The sequence below is a fragment of the Streptomyces durmitorensis genome, from assembly GCF_023498005.1.
GTDB classification, from domain to species: domain Bacteria; phylum Actinomycetota; class Actinomycetes; order Streptomycetales; family Streptomycetaceae; genus Streptomyces; species Streptomyces durmitorensis.
Window position 1 is genome coordinate 8786076 of sequence record NZ_CP097289.1, and the last position, 15135, is coordinate 8801210.

Sequence of the window (15135 nt, forward strand, 5' to 3'; positions counted from 1 at the left end):
CCCCGCCCGCGGGCCCGTGCTGTTCTCCCTCAGTCGCTGCCGCCCCCGCCGCCCCCGCCGCCTCCGCAGCCGAAGTCCGAGTGGTCGGAGCCCGAGTCGTGGTCGAGGGCCTTGCCCAACCGGACCATCGCCCGGCCGAGGCCGGACGGCATCAACTGCGCCTCCATGACGCCGCGTCGGACCGTCCCCTTCGGAAGGACTTCGGGGCCGTCGAACACGTAGGCGGGCAGGCTTCCTTCCTGTTCGGCCGCCTGTAGCCGCTGCCTTCCGGCCCGGGTCAGCTGGTGCCTGGCCCTGGTCACCAGGCCCCGGTCCGCGAGCCGGTCGCCGATCTCCTCCACCTCGGGAGACTCCCGCAACCGGCCGCACACGGACTCCGTGCTGCTGCTCTGCGGGCACGCCGAGACCAGGGCACGCTCGACGGGGTGCGCGGGCAACTCCCCGCCCACGGACCGCACTCGCGACGCCCTGAGCCTGAGCAGCCCGCCATCGGCCAGCGCGATCACCGCGCACTCCACCACCCGCCGCGGCCCACCGGCCAGATACGCCACGTCGTACACACCCAGGGCCTCTCGCGCTTCCACCGCCGCCGTGGCCCGCCTGAAGTACATCCGCATGCCCCCACCCCCTTCGGACACCCCGTCTTTCGGCTGTGGTGCCCGATGGCAGGAGCGCACATCCCTCGCCCTCGCTCCTTCAGAGCAAAACTTGAGGGTCCCGGCCCCATTGGTGCCGTCCGGTCCCGCGGCCATCATGACGGCATGCGGAAGAATGCGGATGTCGATGCTGCCGGCGCCGACGGCGAGGCCCTCTGGCGCGCCGCGGACAGAGATGCGCATCTGCGGAGCCGGATACTGCGCGCCTCGGTCACGGTGGTGGTGGGGCTCGGTTTCGGTGGGCTGCTGTTCGCCGCGGGCGAGCAGGGCGCAGCCGCCGTGATCACGGGCTGCGTTCTGCTCGTCGGGCTGCCCGTGGCCGTCCACTGGCTGCGCGACAGCCGCGCCGTCGTCGAGGTGGACGCGGTAGGCGGTGACCGGTCGGTGCTGCGGCTGCGGAGGGCCGTCGGCGGGATCGTGGACATTCCGGCGGGCTCGGTCAGCCGCGTGCATCTGGTGACCACGCCGTTCCAGGAGCCCGATACCCCTGGCGACGGCACGGCCGTACTGCATCTGCGCACCCGCCAGGGCCGCCGCTACCGGTGCCGTTTCGCGGGCATGGACAGACGGCAGCGTGCACGCTTCGAGGAGGCGTGGAGCAGGGCGTGCCCCACGGCGTCCTTCACGACGGGCGTGCGGACCTGGCCGCTGCCGTCCGGCGACTACGACTGACGGAGCGCGGTCCGGGCGTCCCTCAACTCCCCGGAGTTCTCAGGTGTCTTGACAGCGACCGCCTCGCGACGGTCGCCTGGAGCCCTGCCGCGCGGCGGCGCCGGGACACACGGGGGAGAGGCAGGCGATGTTGCGGGTGCACTTCACGGCCGAGGACCTGGCGCGGGTGCGGGTCGCCTCGGGTCCTGACTTCCTCTGGGAGATCAGCAACAGCGTGCAGACGCTGCAACGGCGTGACGGGGCCAGGGTGTTCGGGGAATGGCGGCGGTGGGCCAGGCCCCGGCTCTCGGATAGCTGCCGGCTCCTTTCGCCGCTCCTGCCGCCGCACGGCTGCTCTCCCGACTTCCTCACCCCCACCCACGGAGAAGGCGAGACGCTCCACGCGGCGGTCGACACCCTCGTACGCACTCCCCGGATGCGGCTGCGCACCGACCTGACGCGGGTGGCCGCGTCACGGCGCCTTCCGGGCTGGACGGAGTCGCTGGCGCGCGGTGACGTCGCGGCTCTGCGGCAGCTGGGGCACGCGCTGCACACGTACCACCTGGAGGCGCTCGCACCCTTCTGGCCGCGCATCCACGCCCAGATCGACGCCGACCGCATCATCCGGCTGCACAGCCTCCTGGACGGCGGGACCGATGGACTGCTCGCGGGTCTGGGGCCTCAACTGCGCTGGCGTCAGCCGGTGTTGGAGGTCGACTACCCCGTGGAGCAGGACCTGCGGCTCGACGGCAGGGGGCTCACCCTGCAGCCCTCCTTCTTCTGCTGGCCCACGCCCGTCACGCTCGCCGACGGCGAACTGCCCCCTGTCCTGGTGTATCCCATCGACCACGCGATGGACTGGGCCCAGCCCACGCCCGCCGACCGTCCGGCCGACGGCGCCCTGGGACCGCTCATCGGGCACACGCGCGCCGCCGTCCTCAAGGCGGTCCGCACCGGCTCGTCCACGGTCGAGCTCGCCCGTCTCCTCGCGGTCACCCACCCGGCGATAAGCCAGCACGTCAAAGTGCTGCGCGCGGCGGGCCTTGTGACCACGGTCCGCAGGGCGGGGCGGTCCCTCCACGTCGCCACGGCGGAAGGGCGCGCGCTGCTGCGCAGCAGCGGGTCGTAAGTCTGGGCTTTCATTCATTGCGTCTGGCATGGCCATGCAAGGAAGCTGACCGGGCTGTTGCACACGCATCCCCCCACCGCGTTGCGTCCCAGCCCTCTGTCCTGCGCGCGTTCAACGCGCGTCCACCTGAGAACTTCCGGGCACGGCACGAGGGACGCATCGACGATCCGATGAAGGAGTGGCGTTGCGCACTACTAGCACTACTAGCACTACTACTCGTATCCTGACCCGCCGCGCGGCCGTGGCCGTCTCGCTCGCCGTCGTCGGCACCCTCTGTGCCGTGCCCGGCGTCGTGCAGGCCGCCGAGGCCCCCACGGCCATTGCGGCGTCCTCCGGGCACGGCCTGAAGTGGTTCCAGGAGCGCCACGGTCTGCCCCGGACCGGCTCGGTCGACGGAGCGACCGCCAGAGCCCTGCGACAGGCCCCCGATGCCGAACTGCACAAGGCCTTCCGGACCGCGGCCGACCTCGGGCCCGAGGAACTCGCCAACGCGCGCACCGTCATCGGTGTCGGCAAGGGTGCGCAGATTCCCGAACAGGGCCTGGTCATCGCGCTGATGACAGCAATGCAGGAGTCGAAGTTCGTCAACTACCTGACGCCGGTCGACCACGACTCCCTGGGCATCTTCCAGCAGCGCCCCAGCACCGGCTGGGGCACTCCCGAGCAGATCACCGACGTCGCCACCTCGTCCAAGTCCTTCTACGGAGTGGCCCCCTTCGGCAGCAACCCGGGGCTGATCCAGATCGACGGCTGGCAGACGATGCCCCCGGGCGACGTCTGCCAGGCCGTCCAGGTGTCGGCCTATCCCGACCGCTACGCCCAGTGGGAGCAGTTCGCCCGCGACCTGCTCGCCCAGGAAGGGCCCTCGGTCCCGCCGATCCCCTGACCCCAGGCGCCGGTCCTCGCATCTCGCACGCCCCTGCACGCCTCGCCCCTCACCCCCCACCCCAGGAGCCCGTATGCGCAAGAGACTTGTCTCCACAGCGATCGCCGTAGCCGCGGTGGGCGCCCTCGTCACCCCGGCCGCCGCCCAGGCGGAACCCGCGCACCCGCGGAGCGTGTCCGTGCTCGGCCACGGCTCGAAGGCCGGTACCGCGGTCGTCAGCGGACAGAACGAACCCGGCACCCGGCTGAGCGTCGGCGGTGCGCGGACCAAGAGCGCCCACACCCTCCCGGTCGACTACCAGGTCCAGGAGACCGGCTACTGGTGCGGACCCGCCGCCACCCGCATCGCCCTGTCCGCGCGGATCGCCCCGCCGAGCCAGGGCGCCCTTGCCGCGCAGCTCGGCACCACCGAGGCGGGCACCGACCACATCAGTCAGGTGACCGGCGTGCTCAACGCCAACCTCGGCACGGGCTGGTACGAGACCAAGGAGATGCCGAACGACCCGCCCACCCAGGCCCAGAAGGACCTGTTGTGGAACGACATCGTCCTGGACATCGACAACAACTACCCGCTGGTGGCCAACATCGTGGCCCCGCCCGGCAATCAGCCGCCCGGCTACCCGTCGGACCAGACGATCTACCACTACTTCACCGTCATCGGCTACGACGACGCGAACCGCACCGTCCTCATCGCCGACCCCGCCTCCTTCGGCGGCAATCAGATCTACTGGCTCTCCTTCGACCAGCTCGCCACCCTGATCCCGCCGAAGGGCTACGCGGCCTGAGCCGGAGCCCCGGGACACCAGCGGTGGCCGTGGGTGGCGCCGCACGACCACGTACGCCACCCACGGCCCGCACGGTCGCCGTTCCGGGGGCAACGACGACAGCCTCAGCGGCACCGACTCCGCTGAGGCCGAACAGGAGGCAGGGTCCGGGCGATCCCGCCGACCTCAGGGTCATATGGAGCTACCCCTTGCTTCCGCCCGAACCGGGTGCGCGGATGCACCCGGTTCCCGGAATTTCTCAGCGGCCGTCCCGCACGTCCTCCAGGCGGAGACGCAGACTGCGGATACCGCGCCGGGCATGGCTCTTGACCGTGCCGAGCGGCCACCCGGTGCGTTCGGAGATCTGCGGATGCGTGAGGTCCTCGTAGTACGCCAGACGCAGTACCGTCCGCTGCGGCATGGGGAGTCTCGCCAACTCGACCGTCATCAGCGCCCGGTCGACCGTCGGGTCCATCCCCTCCTGGGCTCGGTGGTTCATGACGGCGTACTGCTCCCCGGCTCCCTCGACGAGCGCCGCCCTGCGGGTGCGCGCCGCCAGTGCGTCCGCGACCCTGTGCCGCGTGATGCCGATCAACCAGGCCGCCAGGCTGCCCAGTTCGGGGCGGTAGCAGGACCGGCCGCGCCAGGCGGCGAGGAACACCTGCTGGGTGATGTCCTCCGCCTCACGGCTGTCACCGAGCGCGCGCTGGGCCAGGGCATGCACAAGAGGCCCCCACCGGCGGTACACCGCCGTGAGGCTCGCTTCGTCTCCGTCGGCAAGGCCCCTGGCCAGATCTGTGGTCCGCTCCCCGGAGGGGGCCCGCACCGGCTGTTGCACCAGTGTGCTCATCGACGCTTCGTCAGCTCCTCGTGGTGATCACAATCGCCGTACGACCGAACGGAAAAGGGCAGTCTCGTGGTGGCCGCGGCCGCGATCCGGTCATCCTGGAAACAGTTGCTCGCGGGCGGCAACTCGCATCGGTTGTGCGTCGTATCGTGGCCGGATGAGCGAGGGGCAACACCGCGGTCAGGACAGCGAGTCTGCAGGTACAGGCGTGACGACGGGTGCCCTGGCGCGACGCCTCGGGGTGTCACCGACGACGTTGCGCACATGGGACCGCAGGTACGGCCTGGGCCCCGCCCGGCGCGATCCCGGTCACCACCGGCGCTGGTCCGAGCGGGACATCGCCATGGTGGAGGAGATGGGCCGCCTCACCACCGCGGGGGTGCCGCCGGCTGAGGCAGCCCACCAGGCGCTCAAGCTGCTCGACCCCGAGGGCGCCTCCCGGCGCGCCCCCGAACCGGCCGCCGTGCCGCGGCAGCGGGGGCCCGCACGCGCCGCTCCGGTGCCGTCACCCGACACGTTCGTCCGCCGACGGCGGGGCCTGTCGCGCGCCGCCGTACGGCTCGACGCCCCGACCATGCAGGACCTGCTGACCGACGCGGTGGAGAGCCACAGTCTGGTCACCGCGTGGCAGGAGGTGATGGTGCCGACGCTGCACGCTGTGGGCCGCAGGTGGGAAGAGGCGGGCGACCGTTATGTGGAGGTCGAGCACCTGCTGTCCTGGCACGTCTCCCGCACCCTGCACCGCAGCGCCACCGCACCGGTCGCCCCCGTCCCGCCGAGCTCCCCTGCCGCGAGCGCACCCCTCGTCCTGGCCTGCGTGCCGGGTGAACAGCACTCCCTTCCGCTGGAGGCGCTGAGCGCGGCGCTGGGCGAACTCGGCGTGCCGCAGCGGATGTTCGGCGCGGCGGTGCCGGTCGAGGCGGTGTCGTCGGCCGTGCGCAGGACGGGCCCGGCCGTCGTCGTCCTGTGGGCACAGGCCCGCTCCACCGCGAGCGTCCCGCTGGCCCGGCACATCGCCGACACGCGCTGGGGGGTACGGGGCGCCCGGGGCCGTTCCGTGGTCATGCTGGGCGGCCCCGGCTGGGCGGGCCCCGCGGTGCGCGGTGCGCTGCGGCCCACCAGCCTGCGCGAAGCGCTGGCCCAGATCAGCCGGGTGCGCGGAGAGGGTGCGCCCGCTTGATGCCGCCCTGGCCGGAGTGAAGGCCGGAAGTCTCTGTTTGGCCCCTTTCGGGCAGGGCACCCGGTGCGTTGGAGGTTGATCATCCCCTCCCGTTATTTGAATCCCTGCCTTTCAGGGAAAGCCAATTGAGGAGTTCTCGATGAGCAACGAAATCTGGAGCTACGGCCCCACCGCCGGGCACGGCCCGGACAACGACCTGACGGGCTACAAGGTCGAGGCCGCGGACGGGCACATCGGCAAGGTCGACAAGCACTCGAGCGAGGTCGCCAACCAGTACATCGTCGTCGACACCGGAGTGTGGATCTTCGGCAAGGAGGTGCTGCTGCCCGCAAGCACCGTCACCGCCATCGACCACGAAGAGCGGAAGATCCTGGTCTCGCGCACCAAGGAGCAGATCAAGAACGCGCCCGAGTTCGACAAGGAGAAGCACCTGGGCGACCCCGCCTACCGCGATCAGCTCGGCGGCTACTACAGCGGTCCGGGCCACTGATCCGCGCGCAGGCGTGACCAGGCCGGTGCACTCAATGCTGCACTGATACCGATGGCGTCCGAGGCACGAGGTGCCTCGGACGCCATCCGGCATTCCGGCTCGTCAGGCCTCGCGGCCACTACCCCGCCGAGGTGACGCCGGAGGCGATGGCTCGCGCGCACTCCAAGGACTCGGTGTGCGTCGTGTCCACCTCCATGTCGTAGAGCACGCCGCGGTGGACCAGTTCCGCCTGGGACGCGGCCATTCCGGCGACCCGGTCGCCCCGTGCCGTCTCCCGGCCCGCGGCCACGGTGCTGTCACAGCGGACACCGACCCACAGCACCCCCAGATCACCGAGGGACTTCTGCCACCGCTCCTGCGACGCCGGTCCGCCGAGGAAGACCTCGTCGACGATGACCCGGGCTCCGGCGCGGGCCATGGCCGCGATCCCCTCGATCCACGCCGCCTCCAGCGTCCGGAACTCCGGGCCGACGCTCACCGAGCCGTCCTCGGCGAAGTCGATTCCCTCCGACGCGCTCTGCATGGACGCGGGCATCGCGTCGACCAGCGTGTCGCATCCGAAAGCCAGCCACGGATCCGGCAGCACCGCCTGCAGGCAGCGCGCGATGCCGGACTTCCCCGAGCTGGAACCACCATTGAGAACGATCACTTGAGTCGTCACCGCGCCACAGTAGGAGCATCGGCGCGCCACGGGAAACGGATATCGGCGGGTCAGCCCGTTCCGTCGTACGGGCTGATGCGGCGGTACGCGGCGCGTGCGTGAAGGACGCGCCCCGCCGTCGTGCCGATGAGGGCCGCGGCCAGCAGGCAGGCCATCCACTCGGGATCCCGGTGCCCGGCCCAGGAGATCTCCCCGATGGGGTGGGCGGCGAAGAAGTTCAGGAGCATCCAGCACAACAGGGCCGTCCCCGGTGCCGCGACGTACCGGCCCCGCACTCCGAGCAGCGCGGCAAGGACCGAGAGGGCCGCGAGCGCGAGCCCCGTGCGGTCGAGCGCCCCGAGCAGATCGAGCACCGTCACCAGGGCGAAGGCGCCCGCGTACGCGCCTGTCCAGATGAAGGGCGTGGCCACAGGTTCGGGAACGACCCGCACGCCCTTGGCGATGTATCGCCACTCCACCACCGTCGATTCCTCCCCACCGCCGGTCCGCCGGGGCGCCGCTGCCCCGGGGACGTCCGTGACCGGCGCCTCCCGCAAGGAGACCGACGCGCCGGAGATCGGGCACGGGGCGTGGTCTCGGGCAGATTGTCGCACCACATCAGGGGCACGCTGTCCGGCCAGGTGCGAGCTCCCACGCCTGCCCCTTCGTGCGCGGACCGTGCACACGGGCTCCGGGGTGGTCTCCGAGGTGGCGTCCGGAGTGGTCTCCGGCGCGGTCCCGCCTCTCGTCGTGCCCACGTCATAATTCCCGGATGGACCTCGCTTCAACTCCCGAGTCATCCACGCCGCGACGGCGCGCCCGCATCGTCGTCGTAGGAGCCGGACCGGCGGGGCTCACCGTCGCCAACATCCTGCGTGCCGCCTCCGTCGACTGCGTGGTCGTGGAGTCGGAGAGCAGAGAGTTCATCGAACAGCGGCCCCGCGCGGGCTTCATCGAGGAGTGGGCGGTGCGCGCCCTGGAGGAGCGGGGCCTCGCCGACCGTCTCCTCGCACACGCGCAGACCCACAGTGAATGCGAGTTCCGGTGGGCGGGGGAGCGTCACCGGTTCTCGTACGGCGAGCTGTCCGGCCACCGCCACTTCGTCTACCCGCAGCCCCTCCTGGTGACCGACCTGGTGCGTGCCTACGCCGACCGCGCGGGCGGCGACATCCGATTCGGCGTACGCGACGTGGAACTGCACGGCGTCGACACCGACCGCCCCTCGGTGTCGTACACGGACCCGGAGACGGGCGAGCGCGTGCGCATCGACTGCGACGCGATCGCGGGCTGCGACGGCGCGCGTGGCGTGACGCGCGGCTACGTGGGTGCGGAGCGGGCCATCGTCGCCCGGCACGACTACGGCATCGGCTGGCTCGCTCTCCTCGCCGAGGCCCCGCCGTCATCGGACTGCGTGGTCTTCGGCCTCCATCCGCGCGGATTCGCCGCCCACATGGCCCGAAGCCCCGAGGTCACCCGCTACTACCTCGAGTGCCCGCCCGGCGACGACCCCGGGAACTGGCCGCACGCGCGTGTCTGGTCCGAGCTGCACGCCCGCCTCTCGGTGGCGGGGGCGCCGCCGCTCACCGAGGGGCGACTGATCGAGAAACGCGTCCTCGACATGCACAACTACGTCGTGGAGCCCATGTCCCACGGGCGGCTGTATCTCGCGGGCGACGCCGCCCACCTCGCCGCCCCGATCGCCGCGAAGGGCATGAACCTGGCGCTGCACGACGCGCTGCTGCTCGGCGACGCGCTCGTCGCCTACTGCGCACAAGGCGACGACGCCGAGCTGAACGGCTACTCGGAGGCCTGTCTGCCGCGGGTGTGGCAGTACCAGGAGTTCTCCCAGTGGCTCTCGGAACTGCTGCACGGGGCGTCGTCCGGTGACCCGTTCAAGGCGGGCACCGCGGCCGCCCGGCTGCGCAGGATCCTCCGCTCGCCGGCCGCCGCGGCCGCGTTCGCCGAGCTCTACATCGGGAAGGGCGACGGCAACTGAGGCTCGGCGTCGCGGGGGAGGTGTTCGCGCAGCGTGGCGGCGAACTCCTCGGCCCGCGCCAACTGCGTACGCAGGTCACGTACCCGCTGCTGCGTGGCCTGCTCGAAGCCGCGCATCCGCTCCACGAGTTCCTCGCGCTGCTCGGCCGTCAGCTCGTCCCCGGAGTCCAGACGGTCGGTGGTGGCGAGAAGATCGCGCATCGCGTCCAGCGTGAAGCCGAGTGGCTTCATGCGGCGGATGACCATCAGACGGGCGACGTCGGCCTCGGTGTAGAGGCGGAAACCGCCCTGGGAACGGGCGGACGGGATGACCAGGCCGGTGTCCTCGTAATGGCGGATGGTGCGCAGCGACAGCTCGGTCCGTGCGGCGACCTCACCGATCTGCATGTGCTCGCTGCCCACGCGGCTGCCTTCCTTGTCGTTCGTTGCTTGCTCGTCGCTCGTTGCTCGTCGCGGCCCTGGCGGACCGTCTTCGATCTCTACCGTAACGTTAGGGTAGGGTCTGCGGGTGCCGGGATCGGCTCGCGTGCCGCCCCCGCTCCATGGTGCGGGACACCTTCCGCGACCTCAGCCGTGTCGCAGCCGTCGATCACAGCGCTTCCGGCCCCTTTCCGCACGCCCAGGGTGATGCCAGGCGCTGCCCGAGCACGACAGGTTCCTCTCTTGTCCACGTCCGCACCGTCCCCGGCCGCCCGGCTGCGTGGCCTGCGCCCCGACTGGCTGTCCGACCCGAAGGTCTGGCGCACCGAGGTGCTCGCCGGTCTGGTGGTCGCGCTCGCGCTCATCCCCGAGGCGATCTCGTTCTCCATCATCGCCGGGGTCGACCCCGCGATCGGTCTGTTCGCGTCCTTCACCATGGCCGTGACCATCTCCGTCGTCGGCGGCCGCCGCGCGATGATCTCGGCGGCGACCGGCGCCGTGGCGCTGGTCATCGCGCCGCTGAACCGCGAGCACGGCTTCGGATATCTCGTCGCGGCCGTGATCCTGGCCGGTGTCTTCCAGATCGCGCTCGGCGCGCTCGGCGTGGCCAAGCTGATGCGGTTCGTGCCCCGCAGCGTGATGGTCGGCTTCGTGAACTCCCTCGCCATCCTGATCTTCATGGCGCAGGTCCCCGAGATGCACGACGTGCCCTGGCCCGTCTACCCGCTGCTCGCGGCCGGTCTCGGCCTCATGGTGTTCTTCCCGAAGGTCACCAAGGTGATCCCGGCCCCTCTCGTCTCCATCGTCGTCCTCACCGCGATCACCGTGGCCGCCGGGATCGCGGTGCCGACCGTCGGCGACAAGGGCGAACTGCCGTCCTCCCTGCCGGTGCCCGGCCTGCCCGATGTGCCCTTCACCATGGACACGTTGACGACCGTCGCGCCCTACGCGCTCGCCATGGCGCTGGTCGGCCTGATGGAGTCCCTGATGACCGCCAAGCTCGTCGACGACATCACCGACACCCGCTCCTCCAAGACCCGCGAGTCCATCGGTCAGGGCATCGCCAACATCGTCACCGGCTTCTTCGGCGGCATGGGCGGCTGCGCCATGATCGGCCAGACGATGATCAACGTGAAGGTGTCAGGCGCCCGCACCCGCCTGTCCACCTTCCTCGCGGGCGCCTTCCTGATGGTCCTGTGCATCGTCTTCGGACCCGTCGTCTCCGACATCCCGATGGCCGCCCTGGTCGCCGTGATGGTGATGGTCTGCTTCGCGACCTTCGACTGGCACTCCATCGCGCCCAAGACGCTCCGGCGGCTGCCCGCAGGCGAGATCACGGTCATGGTCGTCACCGTGGCGTGCGTGGTCGCCACGCACAACCTCGCCGTCGGCGTGGTCGCGGGATCCGTCACGGCGATGGTCATCTTCGCCAAGCGCGTCGCCCACGTCGCCGAGGTCACCGCCGTCACCGACCATGCCGGCGGCAGCGTGACGTACTCCGTCACCGGCGAGCTGTTCTTCGCCTCCGCCAACGACCTCGTCGGACGGTTCGACTACGCGGGCGACCCCGACCAGGTCGTCGTCGACCTGACCGCCGCCCACATCTGGGACGCCTCCTCCGTCGCAGCCCTGGACGCGATCGAGACCAAGTACGCCCAGCGCGGCAAGACGGTGGAGATCATCGGCCTGAACAAGCCGAGCGCCCAGATCCACGAGAAGCTCAGCGGCGAACTCACCGGCGGCCACTGACCGCCCCTGAGGTCGCGTCAGCCGGCGGCCAAGGCGGCCTCGAGTTCGCGGACGATCGGGAGCACCTTCTTGCCGAAGTTGACCGCGCGCAGCGCCCGGATGAACTCCTCCGAGCGGCGGCCGACGCCTGGAGATCGACCTCGCCGTCGTGGCGGTCGCCGTCGGCTGATGGTCAATGCAGGGGCAGGACGGGGAAGGTGTGGTCCTGCCAGATCCTGCGGGAGGACTCCTCCGGGTACGTGGTGACAGCAGGCCGCGTGTCGAAGAGCTGCACGAGGCGTTGCCCGCTGTCGTACGCGGGCCAGCCGGGGTCGCCGTTGGCCGCGAACGACGTCCAGGCGGCGCGCATGCGGGCGGACAGCGCCTCTGCCTCCGGGGGCGGGCCCTCGCCGATCAGCGCGGCAGGCTGGCCGCGGTCCAGATTGCCGAAGACCAGGGGCACGTCGAGGCCGTGGCAGGCGCCGAGGATGCCGCCCATGCCCGGGGCGGGCCAGGTCAGTTCGTAGACGTGGGCGCGGCCACCGGCAGCGGTCTGGGCCTGGGCGAGGTGGAGGCTCGGCATGCGGAACAGGAAGTCGGACTGGACCAGTTCGTGCAACGCGTCCGGGCCCGCGGCCGGAAATCCGTCGCGGTAGCGGCGCGCGCCGTCCTGGCCGGGGCAGAAGACGCGCAGTGCGGTCTCCGCCTGCTCCCGCGTCACCTGGCCGAGCAGACCGTCGAGCGCGGTGAGCAGCCGCTGTTCGTCGCGGGTGTGGCCGACGAGGAGCTCGATGCCGCGTCCTGCGCCGTCGGCCAGCGCCTGCCAAGGAGTGACCGGCAGCGCATCGCCCTCGACGACGACCGGTGAGAACGCGATCGACCTGTGCGCCGGCTGCCCCCAACGCTGCGCCCACTGGCCCATCTTGGCGCCGACCGCGTCACCGGCCGCCGACAGCAGGGCCGGGTCCACCGCGGACAGGTCGGCCACCGTGGGCCTCAGCCCCAGCTCGGCGGCGCAGGCGGACGCGATGTCGGCGGCGAGCTCCGGCGAGAAGAACGTGCCCTGCGCACTCTGCGCGACGGCCCGGCCGAAGAGCCCGGCGGCACGCGGCATCGCGAGCAGCGCGGCGACCGATCCGGCGCCCGCCGACTGGCCGAAGACCGTGACGCGGGCCGGGTCGCCGCCAAAGGCCCGGATGTTGTCGCGCACCCACTCCAGAGCGGCGACCTGGTCGAGCAGCCCCCGGTTGGCGGGCGCCCCCTCGATCTGCCCGAACCCCTCAAGTCCCACCCGGTAGTTGAACGTCACCACGACGACGCCGCCCTCGCGTGCGAGGCGGCAGCCGTCGTACTCGGGAAGACCGGACATGCCGATCGTGTAGGCGCCGCCCTGGATCCACACCATCACCGGCAGCCCCGCGCCCGGGTCCGCGCCCGAGCCCGGCTCGGGTGACCAGACATTCACCGTCAGCCAGTCGTCGCCCGGCACTTCCTGCGCCAGCGCGTCCATCCCGAAGTGGCCGCCCTGAGGGGGCGGCGGTCCGTAGGATCGCGCCGCCCGCACGCCGTCCCATCCCCCAACCGGGCGCGGGGCGGCGAAACGCAGGGCGCCGACCGGCGGCTCGGCGAAGGGGATGCCACGGAAGACCGCCACCCCCGCCTCCCGCATGCCGCGCAGCGCTCCGGCCACCGCGCGGACCTCGGGGCCGGGCCCGGACGGCTCCGACGCGGCATCGGTCATCACAACTCCCTCTGTGGCCGGGCGGGAACGCGATCACAGGCTTCCCGCAGACACGGCAGCGGACACGGTCCCGGACACGGGGGAGCATCCCGCCGCGTCCGGACGCCGCGCCAGCGATTTACGGACGGGCGGGGCGTCCGTGCATCCGCGTGACGCGCGTGATGAACTTGGGGCATGGCTGTGAAGACGCCTCTGTTCGGGCCCGCATGAACCCGCTCGACGAGCTGGACGCGCGTATCGCGGGGTGCGGCGCCTGCCCGCGCCTCGTCGCGTGGCGGGAGGAGGTGGGGCGGGTCAAACGGGCCGCATACCAGGACTGGACGTACTGGGCCCGGCCCGTGCCCGGATTCGGTCCCGCCGACGCCTCGATGCTCGTCATCGGGCTCGCGCCCGCGGCGCACGGAGGGAACAGGACGGGCCGGATGTTCACGGGGGACCGTTCCGGAGACGTCCTGTACAAGGCGATGTACGAACTGGGTCTTGCCTCGGGCCCGCTGGCGGTGTCCCTGGACGACGGCCTGACATTGCGCGGTGTGCGCGTGACGTCGCCGGTGCACTGCGCCCCGCCCGACAACAAGCCGACCCCGGGTGAGCGGGACACGTGCAGGCCCTGGCTCGTGCGGGAGCTTGAGTTGCTGGGGCCGCGGCTGCGCTCAGTGGTGATCCTGGGGGCGTTCGGGTGGCAGGCGGCGCTGCCGGCGTTCGCGGCGGCGGGGTGGCGCCTGCCGAAGCCGCGGCCGCGGTTCGCGCACGGCACGCGGGTGACGCTGGAGCGCGAGAGCGCGCCGGGAACTGGAGACCCCTCGACGCCCGCCGCCCCCGGGGAATCCGGCGGACCGGCCCCGGGCCCGGTCACCCTTTACGGCTGCTTCCACGTCAGCCAGCGCAACACGTTCACGGGCCGGCTGACTCCGGACATGCTCAAGGACGTCCTGCGGGAGGCCGCGGGCGATGCGGACATCCCGCCGTACGCGCCGTAATCGCCGTACGCGCCGTACGCGCCGTAATCGCCGTACGCGCCGGAGAGCGGGCAGCGGTGAGTGGCGAAGCCCCGGCCGACGCGACGGGCACGCCCGAAGCCCCCGCACGCGAACGGGCGGGGGCTTCGGCGGAGTCGGTCAGGTGTCGCGGCGCTTGAGGGACTCCTGGGCGCGGTCGCGGGCGTCGCCCATTGCCTTCTTGGCCTCGCCCTTCGCCTGGTCCATCTTGCCCTCGGCCTGTTTGCCGCGGTCACCCGTGACCTTGCCGGTCATCTCCTTGGCCTTGCCCTTCATCTTGTCCATGCCGCCCTTGTCAGCCATGACCACTCCTTTGTCGGTACAGCGCCCACCGGTCTTCACACACGGTGTGGGCCTCTGCGTTCAACGTAAGCGGGACATGGAGACCCCGCCCGTCCAGCCGTCACACACCGTCACGGCGCACGGCGTGGCGGGAGTCAGTCCAGGCAGAACTCGTTGCCCTCGGGGTCGGTCATCACGATGTAGCCGCTGCTCAGCGGGGGAGCGGGCTCGTCGCGGCGTACCCGCTCGGCCCCCAGGGCGACCAGGCGGGCACACTCGGCCTCCAGCGCGGCCATCCGCTCCTCTCCCTCGAGCCCGGGAGCCGCGCGGACGTCGAGGTGCACGCGGTTCTTGGCGACCTTGTCCTCCGGCACCTGCTGGAAGAAGACGCGCGGTCCGTGCCCGGACGGGTCCTCGATGGCCGATTTCGCGTTGCGCTGGTCCTCCGGTACTCCGATCCGCGCGAGGAAGTCGTCCCACGCCGCCAGCGCGTCGGCGCCCTCGGGCAGGTCGACACCGGGCGGGCCGGGGATGACGTAGCCGAGTACGTCGCTCCAGAAGGACGACAGTGCCCGCGGGTCGTGGGCGTCGAAGGTGATCTGGATGTCGCGGCTCATCGGACTGCTCCGTTCGTAGCGGGATGCGTGTGCGGGTAGAGGTCGCGCAGCGGACACACCTCGGACGGAGGTGGTGGATCAACACGTCGAGCTGGGTCCCGGGCTGTTCGAG

General features: G+C 71.5%; 17 protein-coding genes. 9 read left to right on the top strand and 8 right to left on the bottom strand.

From position 1 onward, the window contains the following. Nucleotides 1–29: 29 nt before the first annotated feature. The gene (locus tag M4V62_RS39215) at nt 30–617 is read right to left on the bottom strand and encodes a TIGR04222 domain-containing membrane protein (RefSeq protein ID WP_249591953.1); all 588 of its coding nucleotides are present in this window, start codon (nt 615–617) and stop codon (nt 30–32) included. Between the two features lie 144 nt (nt 618–761). On the opposite strand from M4V62_RS39215, the gene M4V62_RS39220 reads away from it, so the two are divergent. The 4 genes from M4V62_RS39220 to M4V62_RS39235 all read left to right on the top strand — a co-directional run bounded on the left by M4V62_RS39220 (nt 762) and on the right by M4V62_RS39235 (nt 4106). Then, entirely contained in the window at nt 762–1328 is a 567-nt protein-coding gene (locus M4V62_RS39220) for a hypothetical protein (RefSeq protein WP_249591954.1), read from the top strand. A 127-nt stretch (nt 1329–1455) separates the two neighbouring features. Beyond that, nucleotides 1456–2436 (top strand): ArsR/SmtB family transcription factor, encoded by a 981-nt coding sequence (locus M4V62_RS39225; RefSeq protein WP_249591955.1) that lies wholly within the window; start codon nt 1456–1458, stop codon nt 2434–2436. Between the two features lie 241 nt (nt 2437–2677). Beyond that, the gene (locus tag M4V62_RS39230; RefSeq protein WP_249591956.1) at nt 2678–3322 is read left to right on the top strand and encodes a peptidoglycan-binding protein; all 645 of its coding nucleotides are present in this window, start codon (nt 2678–2680) and stop codon (nt 3320–3322) included. 73 nt (nt 3323–3395) lie between these two features. Further along, entirely contained in the window at nt 3396–4106 is a 711-nt protein-coding gene (locus M4V62_RS39235) for a C39 family peptidase (RefSeq protein WP_249591957.1), read from the top strand. Between the two features lie 238 nt (nt 4107–4344). On the opposite strand, the gene M4V62_RS39240 is transcribed toward M4V62_RS39235, so the two are convergent. Next, on the bottom strand, nt 4345–4935 hold the full coding sequence (locus tag M4V62_RS39240; RefSeq protein ID WP_249591958.1) for an RNA polymerase sigma factor: 591 nt from the start codon (nt 4933–4935) through the stop codon (nt 4345–4347). Between the two features lie 154 nt (nt 4936–5089). On the opposite strand from M4V62_RS39240, the gene M4V62_RS39245 reads away from it, so the two are divergent. Further along, nucleotides 5090–6112 (top strand): MerR family transcriptional regulator, encoded by a 1023-nt coding sequence (locus M4V62_RS39245; protein ID WP_249591959.1) that lies wholly within the window; start codon nt 5090–5092, stop codon nt 6110–6112. A gap of 139 nt (nt 6113–6251) precedes the next feature. Continuing rightward, on the top strand, nt 6252–6602 hold the full coding sequence (locus M4V62_RS39250) for a PRC-barrel domain-containing protein (RefSeq protein WP_249591960.1): 351 nt from the start codon (nt 6252–6254) through the stop codon (nt 6600–6602). A gap of 118 nt (nt 6603–6720) precedes the next feature. On the opposite strand, the gene cpt is transcribed toward M4V62_RS39250, so the two are convergent. Together cpt and M4V62_RS39260 are read right to left on the bottom strand one after the other, a co-directional pair. Continuing rightward, nucleotides 6721–7263: a chloramphenicol phosphotransferase CPT gene (gene cpt, locus M4V62_RS39255; protein ID WP_249591961.1), complete on the bottom strand. Its 543-nt coding sequence runs from the start codon at nt 7261–7263 to the stop codon at nt 6721–6723. 50 nt (nt 7264–7313) lie between these two features. Beyond that, nucleotides 7314–7724 carry a hypothetical protein gene (locus M4V62_RS39260; protein WP_249591962.1) on the bottom strand — a complete coding sequence of 137 codons (411 nt, stop codon included), beginning with the start codon at nt 7722–7724 and terminating at the stop codon, nt 7314–7316. 290 nt (nt 7725–8014) lie between these two features. Here M4V62_RS39260 and M4V62_RS39265 point away from each other — a divergent pair, with 290 nt between their 5' ends. Further along, nucleotides 8015–9238 (top strand): 4-hydroxybenzoate 3-monooxygenase, encoded by a 1224-nt coding sequence (locus M4V62_RS39265; RefSeq protein WP_249591963.1) that lies wholly within the window; start codon nt 8015–8017, stop codon nt 9236–9238. On the opposite strand, the gene M4V62_RS39270 is transcribed toward M4V62_RS39265, so the two are convergent. After that, entirely contained in the window at nt 9211–9639 is a 429-nt protein-coding gene (locus M4V62_RS39270) for a MerR family transcriptional regulator (protein WP_249591964.1), read from the bottom strand. The genes M4V62_RS39265 and M4V62_RS39270 overlap by 28 nt on opposite strands. Before the next feature lie 225 nt (nt 9640–9864). Here M4V62_RS39270 and M4V62_RS39275 point away from each other — a divergent pair, with 225 nt between their 5' ends. Next, the gene (locus M4V62_RS39275) at nt 9865–11406 is read left to right on the top strand and encodes a SulP family inorganic anion transporter (RefSeq protein ID WP_430626885.1); all 1542 of its coding nucleotides are present in this window, start codon (nt 9865–9867) and stop codon (nt 11404–11406) included. Nucleotides 11407–11578: 172 nt separating this feature from the next. On the opposite strand, the gene M4V62_RS39280 is transcribed toward M4V62_RS39275, so the two are convergent. Next, entirely contained in the window at nt 11579–13126 is a 1548-nt protein-coding gene (locus M4V62_RS39280) for a carboxylesterase/lipase family protein (RefSeq protein ID WP_249591966.1), read from the bottom strand. A gap of 206 nt (nt 13127–13332) precedes the next feature. Here M4V62_RS39280 and M4V62_RS39285 point away from each other — a divergent pair, with 206 nt between their 5' ends. Then, nucleotides 13333–14106, top strand: coding sequence for a uracil-DNA glycosylase (locus tag M4V62_RS39285; protein ID WP_249591967.1), 774 nt, complete (start codon nt 13333–13335; stop codon nt 14104–14106). A 138-nt stretch (nt 14107–14244) separates the two neighbouring features. On the opposite strand, the gene M4V62_RS39290 is transcribed toward M4V62_RS39285, so the two are convergent. Beyond that, nucleotides 14245–14427 carry a CsbD family protein gene (locus tag M4V62_RS39290; protein ID WP_249591968.1) on the bottom strand — a complete coding sequence of 61 codons (183 nt, stop codon included), beginning with the start codon at nt 14425–14427 and terminating at the stop codon, nt 14245–14247. Nucleotides 14428–14561: 134 nt separating this feature from the next. Continuing rightward, entirely contained in the window at nt 14562–15023 is a 462-nt protein-coding gene (locus M4V62_RS39295; RefSeq protein WP_249591969.1) for a VOC family protein, read from the bottom strand. Nucleotides 15024–15135 lie beyond the last annotated feature (112 nt).